Below are 24,496 nucleotides of genomic sequence, written 5' to 3' on the forward strand. Positions count from 1 at the left end.
GATTACTGAGCGGCGGGTTTATATCTGGCGACCAACGCTTTCAATCCGTTCAACCCGGTCATGGCCGCGTCATATGCTTTTCGATAGACCGTTTCTCTGATCCAGTGATTCTCTAAGGCGGGATGGTTTTTTGAGCGAACGCAATATTCGAGGAAGCCCGAGCGCCCCAATACGGGATCGATATGCTCGCGTTTTACGCTGAGCTTTCCAAATTCTGCGTCGATGGTCGCTTTGAATCCATTGAGCAGCGCCTCAGTTGTTTCAATGTCCGCCGCCAGTTGTTGGAGGAGGTCAACCTTGGATGTATTTTTGGATTTCAACAGCTCTTTCGTGCCCTTGTACATGGAGGAAAAGGGAACAGAAAGTGGAAGTGGCGCTTGGTCCGCAGCCTCCAATACACCGTTTACCAGGTTGTTCGCAGTGACGTCGACTGCTTTCTCCCCGATCTTCTCCAGATTGATGTTCTCTTCTCTAAACACCTTGATTTTGTGGCTTATGCCACCTTTTGATTTTTTTTCCAGTCGCTTCGCCATATCGGTGTCCGGTACTGCATGAAATTCCGGAAGTGCTTTTTCCACCGCTTTTTTAGCGACGTAGGCGCCTGCGAATGTGCCTGCAACAGGTACAACGGAACCCAGTACACCCCCTCCTATACCTGCGAGTACACCTATGCCCTCCCGGACAGTTCCTCCTGCTACGTACAGCGCTGCGCTGCCTCGTTTGCTCTGCAAAAATGCCTCTACCTCCATCCGGGTATTTTGTATTTCTTGAGGGGCCGCCTTGAGCGCGGCATATTCGTAATAGACCCCCTTGGAGGACAGTCCCATCCCATCTTCCAATGTCACCGGATTGTTGCGCACCATTCGATAGAGATTTATCCCGTCTATCGCGCCGGCGGGGTCTGCACTGAGCCAGCGCCCTACCCAAGGTTGGTAATACCGATAGCCGTAATAATAGAGTCCCGTGGCATCGCGCTCTTTTCCAGAGTAACGCACGGTTTTGTAATCGGCTTCTGTCTGGTTGCGGGCGGCCCATACTGCAGAACCGCCGTAGGGGTAGTATTCCTCGTGGCTGATGATTTGGCCTTCGCTATCGAGTTCGAGGCCGACGCTATTTATCAGATTGGAATAGCTGTAGCGCAGCGAGTCATTGCTGACGCCTGGCGGCGTCCCGGTTTCCCAGTGCAGTAATCGGGCCTGAGCATTACCGGCTGCGCCGACGGTGATCACGTGAAGCAATTCTTTTATCGCATCGTCCCTGAAACGGGCGCGCACTTCCAACCCTGGCAAATAAAGTACATATCCCGTTTGGGCGCCTGCCTGTTGGGCGTTGTACTTGGCGATCCGTTGGCCGTCTGCACCGTAGCGGTAGCTTTCCTGGTCGACGGCGCTTTCATCACCGGCCTGTGGCACGACTTTGTCGAGTTGCCCGCGAGGCGTCCAATGAAGGGCTTGGCCAGGTTGTAGTTGCAACTGATTGCCCGCTGCATCGAACAAGGCATCGACCTTTGCAGGGTCTTGGGTCAGCGTATGCAATACCGCCCGGTTGCTGCGGTTGGACACTGTCATGTCCAGGGTATAGCTGTTGTTGGAGGTAGGGGCGCTGTGGGAGATACGCGTCAGGTTGCCTGCGCGATCGTATTGGTAACGACGTGTGTAGTTGGTATAGGCCCCATCGTTTGTCGGAAGTGGGATGGTGGGGGAGGGGGGCCTAGTGCCTTGGCGGGGCATCTCGGCCATTTCACGGCCGCTGGCGGTGATCAGTTGATAGAGGCTGTCGTACTCATAGCGATTGACCGGAACGACCTTCTGATTTCGCCAGAACCGCGTCGCCTCCGCATCATTGTGCACACTCAGGATATTACCGACGGGGTCATATTCGTAGCGTATGTCTTGCAGGACTTTCGCTTCGCTGCGCCCGGCACGCCGTTCGATCTTGCTGCCTAGAAGGCGCTGCGTCCGTTGTTCGTAGGTGTAGGTGGTAATGACGCCATTGCCCTGTTCTTCCCGCAGTTTTTGCCCAGAGGCTGAATATGTCACGGACTTCAAGATGACGTGTGTCGTTCCGCCCTTCATGATCAGCCGAGTGCTGCTCAGCATGCCGGCTATGTCGTACGACTGGCGTTGAACATGCCCGAGCGCATCACGTTGTTCGATGGAGGCGCCTGTAGCGTCGATACGAAATGACGTAGTGAACGTGTAGGGTGCCAGTAGCCTGTCCCAGGCTGATTCGTCCTGGCCCTGCCAGTCGGCTTCGGTACCTACCACCAGCAACTTTTGGGTCGAGGAGAGTACTGTAGCGGTCACGCCGACACTGTCGGTCTGCCGACAACCTGCTGTGTCATAGTGGCGCACGCATTGGCCTGCAAGATTTTGATTCTTGGCCTCTTGGGTGTTGCCGCCCCAGACCAAGCGTTCTGTGATGCGCGGGGGGGCTTCGGCGATTTGCTCAGTGACGTGTAGCAATCGCCCCGCAAGCGATGCGTCTTCATAGTGCCAGCGATGGAGAGCGCCTGTGGCACCGATGCTCAGGCATGGGCGGCCTTGAACATCGTTGAGCGAGAGGGTGTTGCCCGCATCGACGCTCTCGATACGCAGTATCTCGCCGACCAGCGAAGTCTGAAACCGGTTGTTGGGTTGGGTTGTCGCATCAACGAGCCGGCGCTCATGGAGGCGAGGATCGATGCTGTATTCAAGCTGCTCGAGCGCGTTGAACTGGTGGCGGGTGATGCGTTCATCCAATTGCGTGGGCGTATCGGGATGGCGGTGATAAGCGATTTCGCGGATGCCTAATCCACGATTGTCTCGCACGATGACCGTAGGCGTTCCGTTATGAAGTGAAGGTTCTATGTGTCTCAACTTGCAGTTACCTTGATCATGTTGATTTTTCGCATCCCTAGAGGGAAATGAAGAATCAGCTTGATTCGGCTGTATCGTGTACTGCTAGTCGGACAATGCTGTTTGATCTGGTGGAAAAGCCGCTAATGGCGGCATCCATTGCATACTCGGATGGGCATCAATCGGCGGTCCCGCCCCCTCCCGCCGTCACGACCTGCACCGACAACCGTGGCGTCGCCAGATCCAGCCCTGCTTCATCGAGCTGGCGCTTCAAGGCCAGGTTGAATGCCCGTGATACTTCCCATTGCTTGATGGGCGCCGTCTTGAATCGCGCCCGCAGGATCGCCGACCCCGACTCGAAGCTTTCCACACCTTGAAGCTCCAGAGGCGACCAGATGTTACGCCGCATCAACGGGTCGTTGCGCAGTTTTTGCCCTACTTCGCGAATCAGGGTGATCGCTTGGTCGATCGCCATGCTGTGGGGAATGGCCACGCGGAAAATCGCATAGCCGAACTCCCGCGAGTAGTTCTTGATGCTCTTGATCTCGCTGAACGGGATGGTATGCACGATGCCGTCGATGTCCCGCAGGCGCACGGTGCGGATGGTCAGGCCCTCGACCGTGCCCAGGTGACCACCGACATCCACGTAGTCATCGATGGCCAGGGAGTCTTCGATGATGATGAACAGGCCCGTGATCAGGTCGGCCACCAGTGACTGGGCGCCGAAACCGATCGCCAGGCCGATGACACCGGCACCGGCGAGCAGCGGGGTGACGTTCATGCCCATGTTGGCCAGTGCGACGATCACCGCGATGATGAAGATCGCCACGAACATCACGTTGCGGATCAGCGGCATCATGGTCTGGGCCCGGGCGTTGGCCAGGCCCCGGCGTGAACGCACCAGGGCATGGTGCACGGCGGTATCGGCCAGGATCCACACCAGCCAGGCCGCGATCATGGTCCCGGCCAGCCCCACCAGGCGCATGCTCACTTCATGCCCGTCGCCCTCGGCGAAATTGATCATCGACAGGCCCCAGACCCGCAGGCCCAGTTCGATGAACACCAACCAGATTAACAGGTGCACCAGGGCGTAGGCGAAGTTGCGCAGGCGCTCGGCGTACACCTCCTGGCGGCGGTTGGCGCGCTTGGGGTTGGCCGCGTGTCGGCGCACCAGGCCATTGAGCACCATGCACACCACCACCAGCACCGTGCACATCAGCGACTGGCGCAGAGCCGTGCTGGTGTCACCGGCCGAGACGAACGTGGCGAACAGCGAGACAGCCACCAGGATCAGCGCCGGCACGAACCAGAAGCTGCCGAGGATCTCGATGGTGTCGCTCAAGGTTCGGCGAGTCAGGCGGCGGGACAACGGCTGGTTGCGAATCAAATGGGCGATGGGGCGGCGAAAACGCAGGATGAACAGGCCGGTGCACACCGCGGCCACCACGTTGGCCAGGGTTGCCAGGGCATGGGCCAGGTGGCTGCCCAGGGCGGTGGTCATGCGCGGGTCGCTCATCGCTTCGCCGAACGCGGCGAAGCTGCCGATCAGCCACAGTGGGCGGAATGCCTGGTGGCGCAGAATGTACAGGGCACGGTGGCGATGTGGGCCGTCGAGCAGCGAGAAAGCGATCACGCAGATCGCCGAGAACAGGGTGCCGACCACCAACGCATAGGCCAGGACCATGGCCAATGACTTGCCCAGGGAAGAGGGCAGGGCGAAGCTCAGGTAGACCGTGAACACCAGCGCCACCATCCAGGGGCCCAGCTTGCGCAAGGCGAAGCGGACCAGGTCCCAGGTGCGCGGGTGCTGCGGCAGCTCTTCGGTCAGGCCAAAGCGCAGGCGCACACGGTGGCCGATCCAGTTGAAGGCGTAGGCCAGCAGACTCCAGACTGCGATGATCGCGGCGAAGCCGAACAGGATAGCGGGCCATTGATGCACAGGGACCACCAGCGCTACCAGTTCCTCCTGAGCCTGGTTGATTTCCAGTGACCAGCGTCGGAACGGGCTGGCGTCGCCGCTAAATTGCTTTTCCAGGTCGTGCAGCGCACCGCCGATCAGCCCGAGCACGCCCTGTTCGACGGTCGGCTGTGACTGTTTGGTGGCGTCGCGTAGCTTTTTCAGGTCGGCCAGCAGCTTGGCGCGTTGCTGGTCGTTTTCCAGGTTCTTGATCACCTCATCGAGCGATTTGCCCAAGGGCTCGGTCGCTTCCGGCTGCGCAGGCGTGCTCGAACCGAGCAGGCTTGGCAGGCCCGCCGCCTGGACCGGGGTGATGAACACGAGCAACAGCAGGAACAGGCAACGCAGGAGTGCAGGCACCGGGAAATCTACCTCAGGTCAAACGATTGACCGAGTGTAGAGGTTTATGAGGGCAGTTGCTCCAGGATCTTCCAGCAAGTGAGGCCGAAGATACCCAGGGTTCCGATCCACATCATCAGTACACCGATATTGCGTTCGCGCAGGCTGAAACCGATGGTCAGCAGCAGCAGGAACAAGAAAACCGGCAAGAACAGCGACAGGAACGTCATGGACAGGAATCCTTCTGAAAGTCAGGGCCATGCTCTAAGCATAGCGGCTCGGGGCGCAGGCGGGATTGATCGGGGGCAGGTATCGAGAATGCCGACAGGCTATCGATAGGCGTTGGCGAAGGGCCGCCAAGCGGCCCCAGGCCCACTCACGGCAGTTCGCGGCTACGGTAGAACGCGGTGAGCACCTTCACCAGATGCGCCAGGTCATGGCTGCCGCACAGCTCGCGGATCGAGTGCATGGCGAAGGTCGGCAGGCCAATGTCGACCGTGCGCACGCCCAGGTGGCTGGCGGCGATCGGGCCGATGGTCGAGCCGCAACCCATGTCGCTGCGTACCACGAAGCTCTGCACCGGTACTTCCTCGGCCATGCACAGGTGGCGGAAGAAGCCTGCGGTTTCGCTGTTGGTGGCGTAGCGCTGGTTATTGTTGACCTTGATTACCGGCCCCGCGTTGAGCTTGGGCCCGTGGTTGCCGTCGTGCTTGTCGGCGTAGTTGGGATGCACGCCGTGGGCGTTGTCAGCCGAGACCATCAGCGAGCGCTGGATGGTGCGCACGTAGTCATCACCATCGGGCAGCAGGCGCTGCAGGGTCTGTTCGAGCATCGGGCCGTCGGCGCCGCAGGCCGAACAGGAGCCGACTTCCTCGTGGTCGTTGCACACCAGCACGCAGGTCTCGTCACTGTCTGCCGTCAGCAGGGCCTGCAGGCCTGCGTAGCAGGAGAGCAGGTTGTCCAGACGGGCGGCGGCGATGAAGTCGCCATTCAGGCCGATCAGCGCGGCGTCCTGGGTGTCGTAGAAGCTCAGTTCGTAATCCAGCACCACATCGGCATTGAGGTCGTGTTCGCGGGCCAATTGTTCGGTGAGCAGCGCGCGGAAGTCCACGCGCTCGTCACCGGCCACCTGGGCCAGGATGGGGGGCAGTTCCAGCTGAGGGTTGATCGCCCAGCCTTCGTTGGCGGTGCGGTTGAGGTGGATGGCGAGGTTCGGGATCACCGCGATCGGCAGCTTGAAGTCCACCAACTGGCTCTCGACCTTGCCATCGCGACGGAAGGTGACCCGGCCGGCCAACGACAGATCGCGGTCGAACCAAGGGGCGAGCAGGGCGCCACCGTAGACTTCGACGCCCAGTTGCAGGAAACCGTGGCGTTGCAGTTCAGGTTGCGGCTTTACCCGCAGGCACGGGCTGTCGGTGTGGGCGCCGACCATGCGGATACCGCCGAGCAAGGGCGATTGCTTGCCCAGCTTGATGGCGATGATCGAGGAGTCATTGCGGGTCACGTAATAGCGGCCACCCGGTACCGTGGCCCAGCTGTCGCGCTCGTCCAGGCGCTGGTAGCCGGCGGCCTCCAGACGTTGGGCGAGGCTCGCGGTGGCATGGAAAGGCGTCGGGGAGGCCTTGAGGAAATCGATCAGGCCGGCATTCAGGGAATCGCGCATAACTCACTCCAGACAGCAGTGGCGCGAGTTTAGCGCAGTTGCCCAGGAATTTGTGGGGCGCTCTTCGCAGGTAAGCCCGCACAGGTTCTGCGGTGCTCTGCGTAACACCGCTGTATCTGTGGGAGCGGTTTACCCGCGAAGAATCCAGCGCAAGAGGCTCAGAACGGCGCGGGGCATTCGAAGTTCAACCGCTCGCCCGTCACCGGGTGGGTGAAGCTCAGCATGCTCGCATGCAGGCACAGGCGATCATGGGCCGCCAGGGCCTCGGGGTTGGCATACAGGCGGTCGCCCAGCAGCGGATGGCCGATCGACAACATGTGCACGCGCAACTGGTGCGAGCGCCCGGTGATCGGGGTCAGTTCCACCCGGCAGTACTCGCCACAGCGCTCGACGATGCGCCAGAAGGTCAGGGCATGCTTGCCCTGCTCATGGTCCACCACATGGCGTGGCTTTGTCGGCGGGTCGTAGCGCAGGGGAAGGTCGATGCTGCCGCTGTCCAGCGCCGGCTGGCCCCAGCACAGCGCGGTGTAGGCCTTTTCGGTTTCGCGGTCATGGAACTGGCGTGAAAGCTCGCGGTGGCTGTCGGCATCGCGGGCCAGCAGGATGATGCCGGAGGTTTCCCAGTCCAGCCGGTGAACGATCAACGCATCGGGGTAGCCGTTCTGCCGCAGGCGGGTGATCAGGCAGTCCTTGTTGTCCTCGGCGCGACCTGGTACCGACAGCAGCAGGGTCGGCTTGTTGACCACCAGGATGGCGGCGTCTTCATGGAGGATCTGGACGTTCGACAGCGGCATTGCAAAGTCTCTTTGGAAAGCACTGTGGGAGCGGGCTTGTCCTGCGATTGCGCCAGCCTGGGCTGACACAATCGCAGGACAAGCCCGCTCCCACAGGGGCGACCCGAAATAGCTGGATCAGCGATCGGGCAGGGTGATGTTCAGCTCCAGGATCGAGCAGCTACCCTGGTTCTCAAGCTCGATATGCACGTCGTCGCTGCCGATGTTCACGTACTTGCGGATCACTTCCAGCAGCTCTTTCTGCAAGGCTGGGAGGTAATCAGGCTCGCTACGTTGGCCGCGTTCGTGCGCCACGATGATCTGTAGACGCTCTTTCGCTACCGACGCGCTGCTTTGTTTCTGTCTGCCACGAAAGAAGTCAAAAAGGTTCATGGTTTATTTGCCTCCAAACAGGCGCGCGAAGAATCCTTGCTTCTGCACATCGATGAACCGCAGTGGCTTCTCTTTGCCCAGCAGGCGGTCGACAGTGTCGCTGTATGCCTGACCGGCATCGCTCTGGTCGTCCAGGATCACTGGAATACCTTGGTTGGAGGCCTTGAGCACGGCCTGGGATTCGGGGATCACACCCTTGAGCTTGATCGCCAGGATCTCTTCGACGTCGGCGATGCTGAGCATTTCGCCCTTTTCGACGCGCTCAGGGTGGTAACGGGTGATCAGCAGGTGTTCCTTGATCGGATCTTCGCCGTTCTCGGAGCGGCGCGACTTGCTCGACAGGATGCCCAGCATGCGGTCGGAGTCACGGACCGAGGAAACTTCCGGGTTGGTCACAACGATGGCCTCGTCGGCGAAGTACATCGCCAGGTGAGCGCCTTTCTCGATGCCGGCCGGGGAGTCGCAGATGACGAAGTCGAAGGACTCCTTGAGTTCCATCAAGACCTTCTCTACGCCTTCCTGGGTCAGGGCGTCCTTGTCGCGGGTCTGGCTGGCGGCCAGCACGAACAGGTTTTCCAGCCGCTTGTCCTTGATCAGGGCCTGCTGCAGGTTGGCTTCGCCGTTGACCACGTTGACGAAGTCATACACCACGCGGCGCTCGCAGCCCATGATCAGGTCGAGGTTACGCAGGCCCACGTCGAAGTCGACGATGACTGTCTTGTAGCCACGCAGTGCGAGGCCGGTACCGATAGCGGCGCTGGTGGTGGTCTTGCCCACACCCCCCTTGCCGGAAGTAACCACGAGAATCTTGGCCAAGGTGTTTCACCCCTAAATAAACGGGACGCGTGTCCCTGCAAATACAAAAAACGGCAACAGGAAAAAAGTTGCGCTAAAAATGCCGGCAAGTATCCGTTAAAGACGGGTGATGTTCAACACATCGCCGGACAGGCTGATCTGCACGCCGGCCCCCCACAGCGGGTCGCGGCGCAGGTCTTCGCACACCTTGTACTGGCCGGCGATGGAGACCATCTCTGCGGTCATCTGCTGGCAGAATATCCGGGCCCGGGTGTTGCCCTTGATGCCGGCCAGCGCGCGACCGCGCATGGCGCCGTACACATGGATGTTGCCATCGGCGAGAAGTTCCGCACCGGGGCTGACCGAGGCAGTGACGATCAGGTCGCCGCCCTGGGCATAGATCTGTTGGCCGCCGCGCACCGGCGTGGTGATGATGCGGGTGGGGCGAACTTCAGGCTCAGCCGGTGGCGGTGGCGGGGCTGGCGCAGGTTCGGGCTTCTTCACCTCAGGCTCCGGTTCCAGTGGCCGCTCGCGCGCACCCGACGGCGGCAACACCGGCAGGTCGATGGCGATCGCCGCGGCGATGTCCTCGATCCGGCTGGCCCGCACGGCCAGGGTGCGCAGGCCATGGTGGCGGCAGACGCGCATCAGGCCGGGCAGGTCGATCGCCCCGCTGTCGGCCGGCAGCTTGTCCAGGGCCAGCACCAAGGGGGTGTTGCTGAAAAAATTGGGGGCCTGGGCCACTTTCGCCGCCAGTTGCCGGTCGAGGGCTTCGAGGTCGTTGCGCGCCAGTTCCAGCACAGTGATGGCAAGCATGCTGCCCTTGAGCTGGAAGACGGGTGCGGTATCGGAGGTCTGGTTGAGGCTCATGGTCTGCATAGACGGCTTGTTGCGAAAAAAGTGCCCTGACTTATAACGATAAGACCCGTTGGCCGCAACCGCAGGCGAACCGATGTAGAATGGCCACCTTTGTCTTGCCGGAAGCTTCAATGGAACGCCCGCGTTTTCGTCCGTATTTTCTTCACCCACGATTCTGGGGCCTTTGGTTGGGCCTCGGCCTGCTGTGGCTGGTGGCCCAGTTGCCGTACCGTGCCCTGCTGGCCCTGGGCCGTGCCTTGGGCGCGCTGATGTACCGGGTCGCCGGTGAGCGCCGGCGTATCGCCGCGCGCAATCTGGAGCTGTGTTTCCCCGAACTGTCGCGCGACGAACGGCAACATCTGCTCAAGGAAAACTTCGCATCCACCGGCATCGCCTTCTTCGAGATGGCCATGAGTTGGTGGTGGCCCAAGCCGCGCCTGGCCCGCCTGGCCCATATCGAAGGCCTGGAGCACCTGCAGGCCGCCCAGCGCGACGGTCAGGGGGCGATTCTGATGGCCGTGCATTTCACCACCCTGGAAATCGGCGCCGCCTTGCTCGGGCAGGCCCATACCATCGACGGCATGTACCGCGAACACGGCAACCCGCTGTTCGACTACATCCAGCGCCGCGGTCGCGAGCGTCACAACCTCGATTCGCTGGCGGTGGAGCGCGACGATGTGCGTGGCATGCTCAAGCTGCTGCGTGGCGGCCGAGCCATCTGGTACGCCCCGGACCAGGACTATGGCGCCAAGCAGAGCATCTTCGTGCCGTTGTTCGGCATTCAGGCCGCGACCGTCACGGCCACCACCAAGTTCGCCCGCTTGGGTAAGGCCCGGGTGATCCCCTTCACCCAGAAACGCCTGGAAGATGGCAGCGGCTATCGCCTGGTGGTCCATCCGCCGCTCGAGGACTTCCCTGGCGAGACCGAAGAAGCCGATTGCCTGCGCATCAACCAATGGGTCGAAGGTGTGCTGCGCGAATGCCCGGAGCAATACCTGTGGGCACACCGGCGCTTCAAGTCGCGTCCGCCAGGAGAGCCGCGGCTTTATGACAAGAAAAAACGCTGATCACGGATGACAACGATGGCTCCGCTTCCCACCACCGGTCTGATTCTTTCTGGCGGCGGCGCCCGTGCCGCCTACCAGGTGGGGGTGCTGGCCGGCATCGCCGAGCTGTTGCCGCCGGGCGCGGCCAACCCGTTCCCGGTGATCGTCGGGACCTCGGCGGGTGCCATCAATGCCGTCACCCTGGCCAGTGGGGCCACGCGCTTCACCGAGGCGGTGCAGCGCCTGACGAGCTTCTGGCAGAACTTTCGTAGCCATCTTGTGCTGCGCAGCGACTGGCCTGGTGTCATCCGCCAGGCCAGCCGCTTCGTCAGCCACAGTTTGTTGGGTGTCGGCGGCCAGGTCCCGGTGGCGCTGCTCGATAGCAGCCCGTTGCGGGGCCTGCTGCAATCGCACCTGGATCTCGATGGGATCGGCCATTCCCTGGCTGCCGAGCAACTGAGGGCGGTGGCGATCACCGCCTTCGGCTATGAGTCGGGCCAGGCGGTGACGTTCTATCAGGGGCGCGGCACCATCGAGCCCTGGTTGCGACACCGGCGCATCGGCGTGCCGACCTCCCTGACCATCGAGCACCTGCTGGCGAGCTCGGCGATCCCCTTGCTGTTCGCCCCGGTCAAGCTCGACGAGGAATACTTCGGCGACGGCGCGGTGCGTCAGTCGGCACCGATCAGCCCTGCGCTGCACCTGGGGGCGAGCCGGGTGCTGGTGGTCGGGGTCAGCGGCAACCCGCAGCGGCCTTCGGCACCGATGCCGAACCAGCGGGTGTTCAGCGGTCAGCAGCCAAGCCTTGCACAGATCGGCGCCCACATGCTCAACAGCACGTTCATCGACAGCCTTGAGGATGACATCGAGCTGCTCCAGCGGCTGAACCACCTCAGCCATCTGCTGCCGGCCCACCTGAATGCCCGGCGGCTGGGTCTGGCGCCCATCGAGGTGTTGGTGGTGGCGCCCAGTCAGCCGCTGGACGAGATCGCCGCCCGACATCGCCGTGAGCTGCCGGCGGCGCTGCGCCTGTTCCTGCGCGGGCCGGGAGCAACCCGTACCAGCGGCGCGGGGGTGTTGAGCTATCTGCTGTTCGAAGCCAGCTACTGCAGCGAACTGATCGAGCTGGGGCGCAAGGACGCCTTGGCCAAGCGGCGGGAGTTGTGTCAATTCCTGGGGTTGAGTCCCCCTTGAGGTTGGCGAGGGCTGTGCCCTCGATTCGCGGGTAAACCCTCTCCCACGGGTTTTACGGTGTTCGCAATGACACCACTGCGTCCGCGCCTTACTCGGCGATCTGCAGCTTGCGCGCCTGGGTGTACACGTAGCGCACCTTCTCGTACTCGAACGGCGAATTCAGCTGGCCGTAGCGGAAGTTGGTGGTATAGCGCTTGTCCACCGCCCGCAGCACGGTGATCTCGGGGTGGTCGCTGCTGGCTTCAGCGACGTTGAGGTAGTTCGCCTCACGTTCGCCCACATAGTCCACTACAAGGCCGGTGGTGTCGCGCAGGTTCGATGGCCCCAGGATCGGCAGCATGATGTACGGCCCGTCGGGCACCCCATAGAAGCCCAGGGTCTGGCCGAAGTCCTCACTCTGGCGCGGCAGGCCCATCTTGGTCGCCGGGTCCCACAAGCCACCTACGCCTATGATGGTGTTGAACATCAGACGGGCGGTGATCTCGGCCGAGCGCTTGACCTTGAGTTGCAACACGCTGTTGAACAGGTTGGGCACATCGCCCAGGTTGTTGAAGAAATTGCTCACCCCGGTGCGCACGAAGCGTGGAGTGACGTAGCGGTAGCCATCGACGACCGGCAGCATCACCCACTGATCGAAGCGGTAGTTGAAGTGATAGATGCGCCGGTTCATCGATTCCAGCGGGTCGTAGACGTTCAGCGCGGTCAGGGTGGAGCGCTCGAACTCGCGCTGGTCGAGCCCAGGGTTGAATTTGAGCTCGCGCAGCGGGTCGAGGAAGCCGTCGGGCTCCACCGTTGGAGAGTCGATCTTGTCGGCTTCGACCACGCTGGCGCGGGGCGCGGTCTCGGCTGCCAGGGCGTTGCCGGTGGCGAGCAGGGCGGTGACGAGCAGCAATTTGTTAACCACGGAAGAACTCCAGCATCGCATCGCTGTTGACGCGGTAGTTGAGGTTGCCGCAATGGCCGCCATGAGGGTAGAGCGTCAGACGATCACCGAACACCTTGCGCAGGAAGCCGATATCGCCGGGGCCGAGGATGACGTCGTCGGCGTTGTGCATCACGGCGATCTTGGGACTGTCGCGCAGGTAGTCGGCCAGTGCATAGAGGCTCACCTGGTCGATCAGTTGCAGCACGCTGCCACCATCGGTGCGGGCACGCCACATGGGGATCACCTGCTCGGTGATGTAGCACTCGAAGTCGCATTGCAGCGCGCGCTTGAAGAACGGCGTGAGGCTGCTGCCTTCGGTGATCGGGAACTTGGGCGGAATGATCAGACCGCGGCGGTTGACCAGGTCGGAGGTGAAGGCGATGTCGGCCGCCGAGAAGCGGAACGAGGTGCCGATCAGCATGGCCATCTGTTCGTTGGACAGGTGCTGGCGTGACTTCTGGAAGTCATAGAGCAGCGCCTCGTTGAGGTCGATGTAGCCCTTCTGCTGGAAGTACAGGGTGAGCTTTTCAAGCATCAGCTCATAGAACGTGGTGCTGTGATCGATACCCTTGACCCGGGTCTGCACCAGCTTGTCCAGGTTGCTGACCGAGGTATACAGGTTGACCGGTGGGTTGAGCAGCAGCACGCGCTTGAAGTTGAAGCTGCGTCGGGTTTCGTCCAGATGGCTGACGAAGGCTGCGTCGAGGGCGCCGAGGCTGTAGCCGGTGAGGTAGAACTCGCTCACCGGCAGGTGGGGATGCTGGGCGCGTACGGCCTGCATGACACGATACAGATCCTCGGCATCGTCCTTGCTCACGCCTGGCGTGGCAAAGCGCGAGGCGGCGCTCATGAAATCCCAACTGGTGGGCGAGGACAATTGCACGACATGAAAGCCCGCCTGATAGAAGAGCTTCTTGAGGTATTCGTTGATGCTGCTGGTGTAGGGCGCGCCGGTGCCGGCGATCAGGAAGATCAGTGGCGCCTCGTGATCCTGACGGGCTAGGCGGTACCTGAGCTTACGCACCGGCCAGAAGTTGTCCGGCAGGGTGAAGGCGCGATCCGGACGCAGGTTGAGGCTGTAGTCGGATTGGCTGATGTCCTCGTCGTTGGGCAGGGTCGGGCGCTGCTCCGGGGGCGTGGTGGCGATGGTGGCCTCGAACGGATTGGTCAGCGGATAGCCATAGCTCGCGGCGTCGATATCTCGCGCCGAGGCGGCTGTGGCCAGGAGCAGGCCGCAGAGCAAGGCAACGAGGCGCAAGGGTCGAAGCATGGGAATCCCCCAGGAAATGTACGTAAAGGCAAAGCGCTAGCTAAGACCATGAATAACGCGGCAAAGTTGCCTGCGGCCCCTTTGTTTGTCGTGCCAGATATTGCGCCGACGGTCTACGGCGCGGCAAAAAGACATTCTTCGAACATAGCCGCCAATGGCAGTTTTTGCCTTGCAGGACAAGCGGGGGCGATTATGCTGGCGTTCGTTTTCAACCTTTTGGAGTCCCCATGGCCCGCTCGCTGCCCATTGCCCTGTTGCTGCTGTTGCTGTCGGTGTGGCTGGCCGCCAGCTATGGCGTGCGCTATGGGCTGATGGAGGATGCCCGATGGGTTGGGCTGTGCAACGCATCGCAGGGGTACTGGCAATGCCAGGCCCGGTCGTTGCTGGGATTGGGCATTCATCATCAGGTGCTGGCCTGGGGCGCGTTGTGCATTTCTCTGATGGCGCTGTGGGTGCCGGGGCGGGGCGGGCGGGTGCTGGCTGTGCTGGGGTTGTTGTTCGGGATTCCGGCCCTGGTGCTGTACACCGCGAGCATTGCGGTGTTCGCGGTGGTGCTGGCGGGGTTGCGGCTGGTTCGGCAGCCCTCGAACTAGCTCATCGCCGGGAGATCCCGTTCGCGGGGAAACCCACTCCCACACGAATCAAAGCCAGCCTTGTGAGAAGGGTAATTCCGCTTCCTGGGATCACCGCCATCCTTGTGGGTTCACCCGCGACTGCAATTTCAGCTTTTGCGCAGACTGCGCCACAACGCTACGACCATCGCCGCGCTGACAACCGCCCACCCCCAGGCCTGCACGTTGCTCAACCCTTCGATGAACAGCTGCGGTGCGATTCCGGCGCCGACAATGAACGCCAGCAACGCGATCTCAGCCCTGGGCGCCGCCACCGGGCGTGCGAGGTAGACCACTGCCGGCAACACCAGCGCCGCCGTGGGGAAACTGCGATAACGAGGGTCGAACACCATCGCCAGCATGCTGACCGCCGCAGCGAAGCCCGCCGCCAGCAGCCACCATCGGGCATGACGCTCCAGCCAGGCGAACAGACGCTGGCGCCAGCCTTCGCGTGCAGCCAGCGCCAGTGCGGCATGCGCCAGCACCACCAGGTTGAGGCCCAGCAGCAACGCTGCCCATGCCCACTCACCGCCAAAGCGCGCATTCGTGCGCACCAGCTCGCCCCATAAGCCCAGGCTCGCGGCACCCAGCGCGGCCAACAGTGGCAGCAGTATGGCGGCACGTCGATTCCCAGGTCGCCCCGCCAGCAGCAAGGTCACGGCAAACAGCAGGACGCCCGCCAGCCACCACTGCGGCCAGTACGGCAGATTGCTCACGGGGCCTTCGAGCACGCCTTTATCCTGCCGATCGGCGTCGTACAGCCCCCAATAACCGCCAACCGCCCCCTCGCTGGCACGCTTCCAGGGCTGGTCGAAGGCTTCGATCAGGTTGTAACGCCAACCGTTGGCTTCGGCGAGCGCCACGAAGCCACGGATGAAGCGCGCCTCATTGGCTCGGCTCGGCGTGGCGGTCTCGCGCTGGCGCCCTTCGCTTGGCCAGCCGGTCTCGCCGATGAGGATGTCCTTGGGGGCAAAGCGTTCGCCAAACTGTCGGCGCACATCGGCCACATGGGCCAAGGCGTCATCGATACCGCGTGGGTCATCTTCCCAGTAGGGCAGCAGGTGAATGGTGAGGAAGTCCACCGCCGGTGCTATCTGTGGATGCTGTAACCAGAACTCCCAGACATCGGCATAGGTCACCGGTACCTTCACCTGGCTTTTGACCCGGGCGATCAAGCCGGCCAGGCGTTCGCCCGTCACTTCTTTGCGCAGCAACGCCTCGTTGCCCACGATCACGGCGCTGACCACGTCTGGGTTGGCATTGGCCGAGGCGATCAGTGCATCGACTTCCTTGTCGGTGTCCACCGGGTTGGCATTGACCCAGGCGCCGAGCATCACCTTCAGCCCATGTTTGCGCGCCAGGGCCGGAATCGCCTCGAGACCGGTCATCGAGTAGGTGCGGATGCACTGGAATCGCTCGGCCAGCAGCGCAAGGTCGGCGTCCATGCGTGCCGGGCGCAAGCGGAAGGGTTGGTCGAACGGCGACTGGTCCTTGTCGAACGGCGTGTAGGAGGCGCACTGCAATTTGTGCGTGGGGCTGGCCGCATCGGGTAGGTGCACAGGCTTGCCAAGCCCGTACCAGAGCGCGCCGAGCCCGATCAGGGCGAACAAGCAGGCGATCAGGTAGAGGGGCAGAAGGCGTGTGCTGCTGGGCATCGGGCGGTCCGTCGTCAGGCGCAAAGGGCTAGATGATAGCCGCAAACGCTCTAGATCAGGCATCGGCCATGCAAGGATCACGCAGAAGGCGTGATCGGCCTGGGGTTGATGGCGAATTGCTGTCGTTTATCGTGCGGTAAAGGTCGTGCTCAGAGCAGGTCAGCGATGGTGTGAGGATGATGATGCAACTTCCGAGACCTGACGAGGGGATGCTTTGATGGCTACGTTTACAAGAATGCGACGTTTCCTGGGGGTGGGGACAGCCCTGGTTTTGGCCATGAGCGCTGCACAGGCAATGGCTAAAGAAGTAAGCATAGGTTACGTGGATGGTTGGTCCGACAGTGTGGCAACCACCTATGTGGCCGCTGAGGTGATCAAGCAGAAACTCGGTTATGACGTGGACCTCAAGCCCGTCGCCACCGGCATCATGTGGCAGGGGGTGGCCACCGGCAAGCTCGATGCGATGCTGTCGGCCTGGCTGCCGGTCACCCACGGGGAATACTGGGGCAAGAACAAGGACAAAGTGGTCGACTACGGCCCCAACTTCAGGGACGCGAAGATCGGCCTTATCGTGCCGGAGTACGTCAAGGCCACCAGCATTGCCGACCTCAAGACCGATGAGAGTTTCAAGCACAAGATTGTCGGTATCGACGCCGGCTCCGGCGTGATGCTCAAGACCGACCAGGCCATCAAGGACTACGCCCTGGACGGCTACAAACTGCAAGCCAGCTCCGGTGCGGCGATGACCGCCGAACTGGGCCGTGCCTACGCCAAGCAGCAGTCCATCGCCGTGACCGGCTGGGTGCCGCACTGGATGTTCGCCAAATGGAAACTCAAGTTCCTCGAAGATCCAAAAGGTGTGTATGGCGCTGCCGAAACCGTCAACAGCATCGGCAGCAAAGAGCTGGCGACCAAGGCGCCGGAAGTGGCCGAGTTCCTGAAGAACTTCCACTGGCAGTCCAAGGATGAGATCGGCGAAGTCATGCTGGCCATCCAGGAAGGTGCCAAGCCTGATGCTGCGGCCAAGGACTGGGTTGCCAAGCACCCAGAGCGCGTGAAGGAGTGGACCGGCAAGTAATCAGCTTCCGTAGTCGACTCTGCTGTTTCGCGGGTAAACCCACTCCACAAGTACTGCACAGACTTGTGGGCGCGGGTTTACCCGCGAATTTGTTACGCAATCTGTAAAACACCGTTGCATCTAAGACTAAGGTCGTCTGGTTGGTGTCCATCGGCAGAATAAAGTAAGGGCGGGTTCTCCCTTATTTGCGTTGCTGCTAGGACAAAAACAATGAACGACAGCATCTACCAATCGATACAGAACAGTCCGCGCTTCAAGGAGCTGGTCACCAAGCGAGAGCGTTTCGCCTGGATCCTCTCGGCGATCATGCTCGGTCTCTATTGCAGCTTCATCCTCCTCATCGCCTATGGCCCGCAGATCCTGGGTACCAAGCTCAGTCCCGACTCGTCGATCACCTGGGGCATTCCCCTGGGCGTCGGCCTGATCGTTGCGGCGTTTGTCCTGACCGCAATCTACGTGCGTCGCGCCAATGGCGAATTCGATGAGCTGAACAAAGAGATCCTGAAGGAGGCGCAACAATGATCCGCCAAGCAAAAGCCCTGGCCGTCCTGGCCTGCGGTGCTTTCGCACCCGCCGTGTGGGCCGCCGATGCCCTGACCGGCGAGGTGCACAAGCAGCCGCTCAACGTTTCGGCGATCGCCATGTTCGTGGCCTTCGTCGCCTTTACCCTGTGCATTACCTACTGGGCCTCCAAGCGCAACAAGTCGGCCTCCGACTACTACGCCGCGGGCGGTCGCATCACTGGCTTCCAGAACGGCCTGGCGATCGCCGGTGACTACATGTCGGCCGCCTCCTTCCTGGGTATTTCCGCCCTGGTGTTCACTTCGGGCTATGACGGCTTGATCTATTCGATCGGGTTCCTGGTCGGCTGGCCGATCATCCTGTTCCTGATCGCCGAACGCCTGCGCAATCTGGGTAAGTACACCTTCGCCGACGTGGCCTCCTATCGCCTCGGGCAGAAGGAAATCCGCACGCTGTCGGCTTCCGGTTCGCTGGTGGTCGTGGCGTTCTACCTGATCGCCCAGATGGTCGGTGCTGGCAAGCTGATCCAACTGCTGTTCGGCCTGGACTACCACGTCGCGGTTATCCTGGTGGGTATCCTGATGTGTCTGTACGTGCTGTTCGGCGGCATGCTGGCCACTACTTGGGTCCAGATCATCAAGGCCGTGCTGCTGCTCTCCGGTGCCAGCTTCATGGCGCTGATGGTGATGAAACACGTGGGCTTTGACTTCAACACCCTGTTCTCCGAGGCGATCAAGGTACATGCCAAGGGCGAGGCGATCATGAGCCCGGGCGGCCTGGTCAAGGATCCGATCTCGGCGTTCTCCCTGGGCTTGGCGCTGATGTTCGGCACCGCCGGCCTGCCGCACATCCTGATGCGCTTCTTCACCGTCAGCGACGCCAAGGAAGCGCGCAAGAGCGTGCTCTACGCCACTGGCTTCATCGGCTACTTCTACATCCTGACCTTCATCATCGGCTTCGGCGCGATTCTGCTGGTCAGCACTAACCCGGACTTCAAGGACGCCGCTGGCGCCCTGATCGGCGGCAACAACATGGCGGCGGTGCACCTGGCCAATGCCGTGGGCGGTAGCGTGTTCCTGGGCTTCATCTCGGCGGTCGCCTTCGCCACCATCCTGGCCGTGGTCGCGGGCCTGACCCTGGCCGGTGCCTCGGCGGTATCTCATGACCTGTACGCCAGCGTATGGCGCAAGGGCAAGGCCAACGACAAGGATGAGATCCGCGTGTCGAAGATCACCACCATCGCCCTGGGCGTACTGGCGATCGGCCTGGGCATCCTGTTCGAGAACCAGAACATCGCGTTCATGGTGGGCCTGGCCTTCTCCATCGCTGCCAGCTGCAACTTCCCGGTGCTGCTGCTCTCGATGTACTGGAAAAAACTGACCACCCGCGGCGCCATGATCGGTGGCTGGATGGGCCTGGTCAGCGCGGTCGGCCTGATGATCCTCGGCCCGACCATCTGGGTGCAGATCCTCGGCCACGAAAAAGCCATCTATCCGTACGAGTACCCGGCGCTGTTCTCCATGCTCATCGCCTTTGCCGGTATCTGGTTCTTCTCGGTGACCGACAAGTCCAAGGCCGCTGAAGACGAGCGTGCGCTGTTCTTCCCGCAGTTCGTCCGCTCGCAGACCGGACTGGGGGCCAGTGGCGCGGTTTCCCACTGAGGCCTTTTCTCTACTGCAATGACGCCCCGCTAGTCGGGGCGTTTTCATTGGCTATGAGAAATTTCGCAATGGCATAGGACGTTTCGCAGTTTCGTTGGGACCAGTCTCGTTAAAAACGTAGGCCGGATTGCCCACACTTCTCGCCTCTACCCGTATTCCGGCAAAGCCGATCGACGACCTCATGGGCGCTTTTTTCACGTTGAAGCCCGTCGGTAAACGGATGGCTGGAGGTAGGAGTCGTCTGACGCACCCGGGGGATATTTCCTATTGGCTTTGGGAGGCGTCCGACTATTCATATGCGTCAATCAGCGAACAATAGGTCCAGTGATAGTCAATTGGCCACTATCGGACTTCTGCAAAGGCCAACTGCTGATTTGTAAAGGATGACACTCCATGAAAGTTGTGATCGTGGACGACCACCCCTTCATCCGTTCCAGCGTGAGCATGCAGCTTCGCCAGGACAGGCTCGAGGTGGTCGGCCAGGCGGACAACGGCGTCGATGCCGTGCGCCTGGTGCGCGAGCATGTGCCAGATCTGGTGGTGCTGGATCTTGTGCTGCCCGACATGGACGGCCTGCAGGTTCTGCTCCGGATTCGGGAAATGCCACAGCCACCGAAGGTCCTGGTGCTTACGTCGCACCTGGCTGATTATTTTTCGTTACGGTGCATGCGGGCAGGGGCCTCGGGGTTTCTGTCCAAGAGCGACAATCTCGATGAGCTGAGCAAGGCCGTGCTGGCCCTGCGTTCCGGTTACAGCTATTTCCCAGATGTGTCGTACAGTTCCGTCAACCACAAGGACATGATCACCACCGAAGCCCAACGCATCGCCGCGCTCAGCGATCGTGAAGTGATCATTTTCCAGTACCTGGCGCGTGGCATGAGCAACAAGACCATTGGCGAATTGATGCTGATCAGCAACAAAACGGTCAGTACCTACAAGACACGCCTGCTGGAAAAACTCAGGGTGAGCTCGCTGATCGAGCTGGCCGACCTCGCTCGCCGCAACCAGCTCATCTAGAACATTCCTCCGTGCCCTTACGTCTTTTACTGGCGGCGTTGCTGCATTGCATCGCCGTCACCGTCGCCCATGGTGCTCCACTGCTCAACACGCATCCCTTTTCCGAAGGTGCGCGGCCGGACCTGGACAATCGACAGCTTCGTTGGTTGTGGGAACGTCGTACCCTGCGCCTGGGAGTGGTCGATCGTGAAAATCCGCCGTTCGAAATCCTCGGTACCGGCTTGTCTTTCGAAGGTATAACCGCCGATTACGCCAGCCTGCTGGCCGCTCAGTTGCGGCTGCAGGTGAAGGTCAAGGTGTTCTCCTCGCTCGACAGCGCGGTCACGGGTTTGCGCGAGGGTGATATCGACCTGCTCGGCTCGATGACGGTGGAGCAGGCCAGGGCGTGGGGGCTGCGGCTGTCGAAGCCCTACGTCAGCGATGCCCCCACCTTGCTGGCACCGACCCTGCGTGCGCCGCTGGATCCCGGGCAGCCTGTGCGGCTGGCGATGGTCGATGGCTATCGGGCACCGGATCAGGTGGGTGAGGCCTTGCCCCAGGCCCAGCTGCACACTTACCCATCGCCAGCGAGTGCCTTGGCCGCGTTATCGCTCGACCAGACCGACCTGTATTTGGGCAGTGCGCTGGCTGTGCGTTATGTGTTGGGCCGCAACCAGTCGGGTGGTTTTGAGGAGATTGGGCGTGCCAACCTGCCTGAGCAGATGCTCGGCTTCGCCATGGCGGAGGACGGCAGCCCCTTGGCGGACCTGGTCGATACCGCCTTGGACAGCCTCTCGGTGTCCCAGCGTCTGGAAGTGAGCAAGCGCTGGCGGCCCACGCTGATCGACAGCCACCATCCCGAACCCCTGCAGTTGAGCGTTGCCGAGCAGCTCTGGCTGCGTGATAACCCACGCGTGACGGTTCTGGCCGACGAGCATCTGGTGCCGTTGAGCTATCACGATGCCAATGGCAATTGGCGTGGCATGAGCCTGGACATCCTGCAGTTGATCGAGCGCCGCACCGGCTTGCAGTTCGATGTTCGGCCCGGCGGCACCATCGAGCGCATGATCGACCAACTGCGCCAAGGGCAGGCGCAGTTGATCGCTGGCTTGCCCGATAGTCCTGGGCGTCGTCGGCATTTGAGTTTCAGTCGTGCCTACCTGAGTGCGCCACGGGTATTGGTGACGCGCGACGAGCCTCAGGCGCCGACAGCGCTTGCCCAGTTGCAGGGGCAGCGATTGGCGTTGATCCAGGGTAGCGCGGTGCAGGATGAGCTGCGCCAACACTATCCAAGGGTTCGTCCGCTGAACGTCGCCACGCCTTTGGACGCCCTGCATGCCGTGGCCAAAGGCAAGGCTACCGCTGCCGTGCTGACCCTCGACGATGCCCGCCCCCTGATCATCCGCTGGTACCCGGGGCGCTTGAAGATCGCTGCCAGTCTGGCACTGCCGCCAGTGCATTTCGCCTTGGCGAGCCTTCGCGGGGCGACAGAGCTGCAAGGCATCATCAACAAGGCCATGTTCAGTCTGGCCCCACAGGAAATCGACGCGCTGGTGCGCCGCTGGCGCAACCCCATGATCGTGGCCGACGGCAACTGGCCCCGTTACCGGGCCAAGGTCGTGGCAGGCTTTGCCGTGATTGTCGTATTGCTGGCCATGGCATTGTTGTGGGTCCGGTACTTGCGGCGCCTGCACTTGCAACTTCGGGGCGCCAAGCAGGACGCCGAGCAGGCCAACCAGGCCAAAACCCACTTTCTGGCCACCATGAGCCATGAAATCCGCACGCCGTTGCATGCCGTCCAAGGCATGCTCGAGCTGGCTCAGCGCAAAGCCGCCCAGGGGGTACTCGATCGGCTGGCCATCGAGGTTGCCAGCGATGCGGCACGCGGCCTGTTGGAGCTGATCGGCGACATACTCGATATCACGCGCATCGAATCCGGGCACTTGCAGTTGGTGCTCGAGCGGGTTCGCCTGGATGAACAGGTTGCCCGGGTCGTGCAGCTTTTTCAGCAGCAGGCCAAAGGTAAAGGCCTGGAATTGCTTCTGGACACGCACGGTCTGGTCGATGCACAGGTGATGCTCGATCCACTGCGCTTCAAGCAAGTGCTGGCGAACCTGTTGAGCAATGCAGTCAAGTTCACCCCGCAAGGCCATGTGCGGGTGCGGGTGCGGGCGCGGCAATACGAGACGAGACTGCTGGTCGAACTGCATGTCGAGGACACCGGCATCGGCATCGATGCTGCCGAACTGGACGCGCTCGGCCAGCCCTTCCGCCAGGCCAGCAACCAGCGTCAATCGGCCCGCTGCAGCGCAGGCCTGGGCCTGGGCATCAGCCGCAGCCTCTGCCAGATGATGGGGGGCGATCTTAGGTTGCACAGCGTCCTGGGGCAGGGGACACGCGTGGAACTGAACCTTGACCTGGCGCTGGCACCTGAGCGCGAGCAGGCCCTGCCCGCCAGTGCGCCGCCGGCCCAGGCGAGCGAGCTGCGCTTGCGGGTGCTGGTGGTCGATGACTATCCGGCCAATCGCCTGCTGCTGGCTCAGCAACTGGATTTTCTCGGTCACCATGCCCGGGTCGCCGAAGATGGCTCGCAGGCGCTGCGCCTGTGGCTCAAGGAGCATTTCGACGTGGTGATCAGCGACTGCAACATGCCGCAGCTCAATGGCTACGCCTTGGCACGGGCCATTCGCGAACACGAGCGTCGCAGTGGTCGGTCGCGCTGTCGCTTGATCGGCCTGACGGCCAGCGCCATGACGCGGGAGCGACGACGGTGCCGGGCTGTAGGCATGGATGATTGCCTGTTCAAGCCGCTCGGTCTGGACAGCCTGCAACGGGCGTTGGCCGATGGCATGCGCCAGCAAGGCTCAGAGCAGCCCATGCTCGACCTCGACCACCTGCAGCGTCTGGTCAACCGCGACCAAGCTGCGCTCAAGGCCTTGCTGGGCGATCTGCGCAGCAGCAATCGCGAGGATCTGCAGCGCCTGGAAGCTGTGGGTAACGATGCATCCGCGCTGTCGGAGCTGGCTCATCGCGTCAAGGGTGGCGCCAGGATTGCTCGGGCTGATCGACTGTATGAACGGTGCGAACAGCTTGAGCGCAGTTGTGCCACGCAACCGGTGGATGTCGCGCGCCTGCAGCGTGATGTCCAGGCGCTGCGTCGGGTTATGGTGCAGCTGGAGCAGCAATTGGCGAGGCTGCCAGCCCGCGGTTTTCAAGGCTGAGCGTCGCGTATGAAATTTCTACAATACGCTCAGAGCGGTCCTGCATATACACGTACAGCGCTTGCGGATAATTCACTCCGTCAGCGGCGAATTGCCGAGATGACATTTCAGGTTTTTCAAGGAGATGAATGGAATGAAAGCGCGTTTTCTGGCTATCCCTTTTCTGGCACTGGCCGCAGGTTCGGTGACGGCCGCTGAGACGATCGAGAAGCAGATCCAAGTCGTGGCCCAGGTGCCGACCGAGAAGTTCTTTGTCGAGCCGGTCGGCAACTGGATGGATGATCCGCAAACGCTCACCTGGAACCCACAGCGTGAAGACTTCGGCGATATCCGTCGTCAGTTCCAGGCCAAGAGCACCATCGGTCCGGTGACGGCCTTCCTGCTCAACCAGCCAGAGGTCGTCAGCGGTATCGACAAGTTCGGTCTCAGTGTCACCCTGGCTGGCAAGGCGCTGGGCCTTACGCCTGTTCCGCTGCTGACCAAAGAGCAGGCCGCTGCCGGCACCACCATGGATTTCGTGGTCAGCGCGGTGAAGCCAACCGGTGGTTACAAGCCAGGCTCCTACCAGGGCATGGTCAACATGATGTTCGAAAGCGAAGCCCCAGGCGGCGCCTGATCCCTCTCTGCGGCACACCGCACTCCCTCTTCATTGCCTCCCTCCGCTGCTCGATATCCTTCGGGCGGCAGGGGGTAGGCTTT

20 protein-coding genes are annotated in these 24,496 nt (G+C 61.8%); 9 read left to right on the plus strand and 11 right to left on the minus strand.

All coding sequences use genetic code 11. The features are described from left to right. Positions 1–2: 2 nt before the first annotated feature. The 8 genes from IEC33019_RS01860 to minC form a co-directional block, all read right to left on the minus strand. Positions 3–2,810 (minus strand): RHS repeat domain-containing protein, encoded by a 2,808-nt coding sequence (locus IEC33019_RS01860; protein ID WP_212632831.1) that lies wholly within the window; start codon positions 2,808–2,810, stop codon positions 3–5. A 205-nt stretch (positions 2,811–3,015) separates the two neighbouring features. Next, positions 3,016–5,154, minus strand: coding sequence for a mechanosensitive ion channel family protein (locus IEC33019_RS01865; protein ID WP_070091683.1), 2,139 nt, complete (start codon positions 5,152–5,154; stop codon positions 3,016–3,018). A 44-nt stretch (positions 5,155–5,198) separates the two neighbouring features. Continuing rightward, positions 5,199–5,363, minus strand: a complete 165-nt coding sequence (locus IEC33019_RS27460) for a hypothetical protein (protein ID WP_167358066.1) — start codon at positions 5,361–5,363, stop codon at positions 5,199–5,201. Positions 5,364–5,509: 146 nt separating this feature from the next. Next, positions 5,510–6,799, minus strand: a complete 1,290-nt coding sequence (locus IEC33019_RS01870) for a M18 family aminopeptidase (RefSeq protein ID WP_070091682.1) — start codon at positions 6,797–6,799, stop codon at positions 5,510–5,512. A 158-nt stretch (positions 6,800–6,957) separates the two neighbouring features. Further along, entirely contained in the window at positions 6,958–7,593 is a 636-nt protein-coding gene (locus IEC33019_RS01875; RefSeq protein WP_070091681.1) for an RluA family pseudouridine synthase, read from the minus strand. A 117-nt stretch (positions 7,594–7,710) separates the two neighbouring features. Continuing rightward, positions 7,711–7,965, minus strand: coding sequence for a cell division topological specificity factor MinE (gene minE / locus IEC33019_RS01880; RefSeq protein ID WP_043206650.1), 255 nt, complete (start codon positions 7,963–7,965; stop codon positions 7,711–7,713). A 3-nt stretch (positions 7,966–7,968) separates the two neighbouring features. After that, entirely contained in the window at positions 7,969–8,781 is an 813-nt protein-coding gene (gene minD / locus IEC33019_RS01885) for a septum site-determining protein MinD (RefSeq protein ID WP_070091680.1), read from the minus strand. Positions 8,782–8,877: 96 nt separating this feature from the next. Continuing rightward, positions 8,878–9,639, minus strand: coding sequence for a septum site-determining protein MinC (gene minC / locus IEC33019_RS01890; RefSeq protein ID WP_070091679.1), 762 nt, complete (start codon positions 9,637–9,639; stop codon positions 8,878–8,880). 110 nt (positions 9,640–9,749) lie between these two features. Here minC and IEC33019_RS01895 point away from each other — a divergent pair, with 110 nt between their 5' ends. Further along, positions 9,750–10,685 (plus strand): lipid A biosynthesis lauroyl acyltransferase, encoded by a 936-nt coding sequence (locus IEC33019_RS01895; protein ID WP_070091678.1) that lies wholly within the window; start codon positions 9,750–9,752, stop codon positions 10,683–10,685. Between the two features lie 15 nt (positions 10,686–10,700). Then, positions 10,701–11,858, plus strand: coding sequence for a patatin-like phospholipase family protein (locus tag IEC33019_RS01900; RefSeq protein ID WP_070091677.1), 1,158 nt, complete (start codon positions 10,701–10,703; stop codon positions 11,856–11,858). 88 nt (positions 11,859–11,946) lie between these two features. Here IEC33019_RS01900 and IEC33019_RS01905 read toward each other — a convergent pair whose 3' ends face one another. Both IEC33019_RS01905 and IEC33019_RS01910 read right to left on the minus strand, forming a co-directional pair. After that, positions 11,947–12,681 (minus strand): MlaA family lipoprotein, encoded by a 735-nt coding sequence (locus IEC33019_RS01905; protein WP_372340650.1) that lies wholly within the window; start codon positions 12,679–12,681, stop codon positions 11,947–11,949. A 73-nt stretch (positions 12,682–12,754) separates the two neighbouring features. Then, positions 12,755–14,053, minus strand: coding sequence for a serine/threonine protein kinase (locus IEC33019_RS01910; protein WP_070091675.1), 1,299 nt, complete (start codon positions 14,051–14,053; stop codon positions 12,755–12,757). Positions 14,054–14,280: 227 nt separating this feature from the next. On the opposite strand from IEC33019_RS01910, the gene IEC33019_RS01915 reads away from it, so the two are divergent. Continuing rightward, positions 14,281–14,646 (plus strand): hypothetical protein, encoded by a 366-nt coding sequence (locus IEC33019_RS01915; RefSeq protein WP_070091674.1) that lies wholly within the window; start codon positions 14,281–14,283, stop codon positions 14,644–14,646. 128 nt (positions 14,647–14,774) lie between these two features. On the opposite strand, the gene IEC33019_RS01920 is transcribed toward IEC33019_RS01915, so the two are convergent. Further along, a complete protein-coding gene (locus IEC33019_RS01920) occupies positions 14,775–16,319 on the minus strand; it encodes a beta (1-6) glucans synthase (protein ID WP_070091673.1) in 1,545 nt (514 codons plus the stop codon). Positions 16,320–16,536: 217 nt separating this feature from the next. Between IEC33019_RS01920 and IEC33019_RS01925 the strand changes: the two genes are divergently transcribed. The 6 genes from IEC33019_RS01925 to IEC33019_RS01950 all read left to right on the plus strand — a co-directional run bounded on the left by IEC33019_RS01925 (position 16,537) and on the right by IEC33019_RS01950 (position 24,413). Then, a complete protein-coding gene (locus IEC33019_RS01925; protein WP_070091672.1) occupies positions 16,537–17,397 on the plus strand; it encodes a glycine betaine ABC transporter substrate-binding protein in 861 nt (286 codons plus the stop codon). Positions 17,398–17,607: 210 nt separating this feature from the next. After that, positions 17,608–17,919, plus strand: a complete 312-nt coding sequence (locus tag IEC33019_RS01930; protein ID WP_070091671.1) for a DUF485 domain-containing protein — start codon at positions 17,608–17,610, stop codon at positions 17,917–17,919. Further along, positions 17,916–19,580: a cation acetate symporter gene (locus IEC33019_RS01935; protein WP_070091670.1), complete on the plus strand. Its 1,665-nt coding sequence runs from the start codon at positions 17,916–17,918 to the stop codon at positions 19,578–19,580. The genes IEC33019_RS01930 and IEC33019_RS01935 overlap by 4 nt, the downstream gene beginning before the upstream one ends. Positions 19,581–19,973: 393 nt before the next feature. Further along, the gene (locus IEC33019_RS01940; RefSeq protein ID WP_070091669.1) at positions 19,974–20,597 is read left to right on the plus strand and encodes a response regulator transcription factor; all 624 of its coding nucleotides are present in this window, start codon (positions 19,974–19,976) and stop codon (positions 20,595–20,597) included. Positions 20,598–20,608: 11 nt separating this feature from the next. Further along, positions 20,609–23,797 carry a transporter substrate-binding domain-containing protein gene (locus IEC33019_RS01945; RefSeq protein WP_244509713.1) on the plus strand — a complete coding sequence of 1,063 codons (3,189 nt, stop codon included), beginning with the start codon at positions 20,609–20,611 and terminating at the stop codon, positions 23,795–23,797. Between the two features lie 133 nt (positions 23,798–23,930). After that, positions 23,931–24,413, plus strand: coding sequence for a CS1 type fimbrial major subunit (locus IEC33019_RS01950; RefSeq protein ID WP_070091667.1), 483 nt, complete (start codon positions 23,931–23,933; stop codon positions 24,411–24,413). Positions 24,414–24,496 lie beyond the last annotated feature (83 nt).

The organism is Pseudomonas putida (assembly GCF_002741075.1).
GTDB lineage: Bacteria > Pseudomonadota > Gammaproteobacteria > Pseudomonadales > Pseudomonadaceae > Aquipseudomonas > Aquipseudomonas putida_T.

Bases quoted from the DNA above. Each gene is read 5' to 3' on its own strand.
- IEC33019_RS27460 (WP_167358066.1), bottom strand. From the start codon at position 5,363: ATGACGTTCCTGTCGCTGTTCTTGCCGGTTTTCTTGTTCCTGCTGCTG.
- IEC33019_RS01870 (WP_070091682.1), bottom strand. From the start codon at position 6,799: ATGCGCGATTCCCTGAATGCCGGCCTGATCGATTTCCTCAAGGCCTCC.
- IEC33019_RS01875 (WP_070091681.1), bottom strand. From the start codon at position 7,593: ATGCCGCTGTCGAACGTCCAGATCCTCCATGAAGACGCCGCCATCCTG.
- minE (WP_043206650.1), bottom strand. From the start codon at position 7,965: ATGAACCTTTTTGACTTCTTTCGTGGCAGACAGAAACAAAGCAGCGCG.
- minC (WP_070091679.1), bottom strand. From the start codon at position 9,639: ATGCAGACCATGAGCCTCAACCAGACCTCCGATACCGCACCCGTCTTC.
- IEC33019_RS01895 (WP_070091678.1), top strand. From the start codon at position 9,750: ATGGAACGCCCGCGTTTTCGTCCGTATTTTCTTCACCCACGATTCTGG.
- IEC33019_RS01900 (WP_070091677.1), top strand. From the start codon at position 10,701: ATGGCTCCGCTTCCCACCACCGGTCTGATTCTTTCTGGCGGCGGCGCC.
- IEC33019_RS01910 (WP_070091675.1), bottom strand. From the start codon at position 14,053: ATGCTTCGACCCTTGCGCCTCGTTGCCTTGCTCTGCGGCCTGCTCCTG.
- IEC33019_RS01915 (WP_070091674.1), top strand. From the start codon at position 14,281: ATGGCCCGCTCGCTGCCCATTGCCCTGTTGCTGCTGTTGCTGTCGGTG.
- IEC33019_RS01920 (WP_070091673.1), bottom strand. From the start codon at position 16,319: ATGCCCAGCAGCACACGCCTTCTGCCCCTCTACCTGATCGCCTGCTTG.
- IEC33019_RS01925 (WP_070091672.1), top strand. From the start codon at position 16,537: ATGGCTACGTTTACAAGAATGCGACGTTTCCTGGGGGTGGGGACAGCC.
- IEC33019_RS01930 (WP_070091671.1), top strand. From the start codon at position 17,608: ATGAACGACAGCATCTACCAATCGATACAGAACAGTCCGCGCTTCAAG.
- IEC33019_RS01935 (WP_070091670.1), top strand. From the start codon at position 17,916: ATGATCCGCCAAGCAAAAGCCCTGGCCGTCCTGGCCTGCGGTGCTTTC.
- IEC33019_RS01940 (WP_070091669.1), top strand. From the start codon at position 19,974: ATGAAAGTTGTGATCGTGGACGACCACCCCTTCATCCGTTCCAGCGTG.
- IEC33019_RS01950 (WP_070091667.1), top strand. From the start codon at position 23,931: ATGAAAGCGCGTTTTCTGGCTATCCCTTTTCTGGCACTGGCCGCAGGT.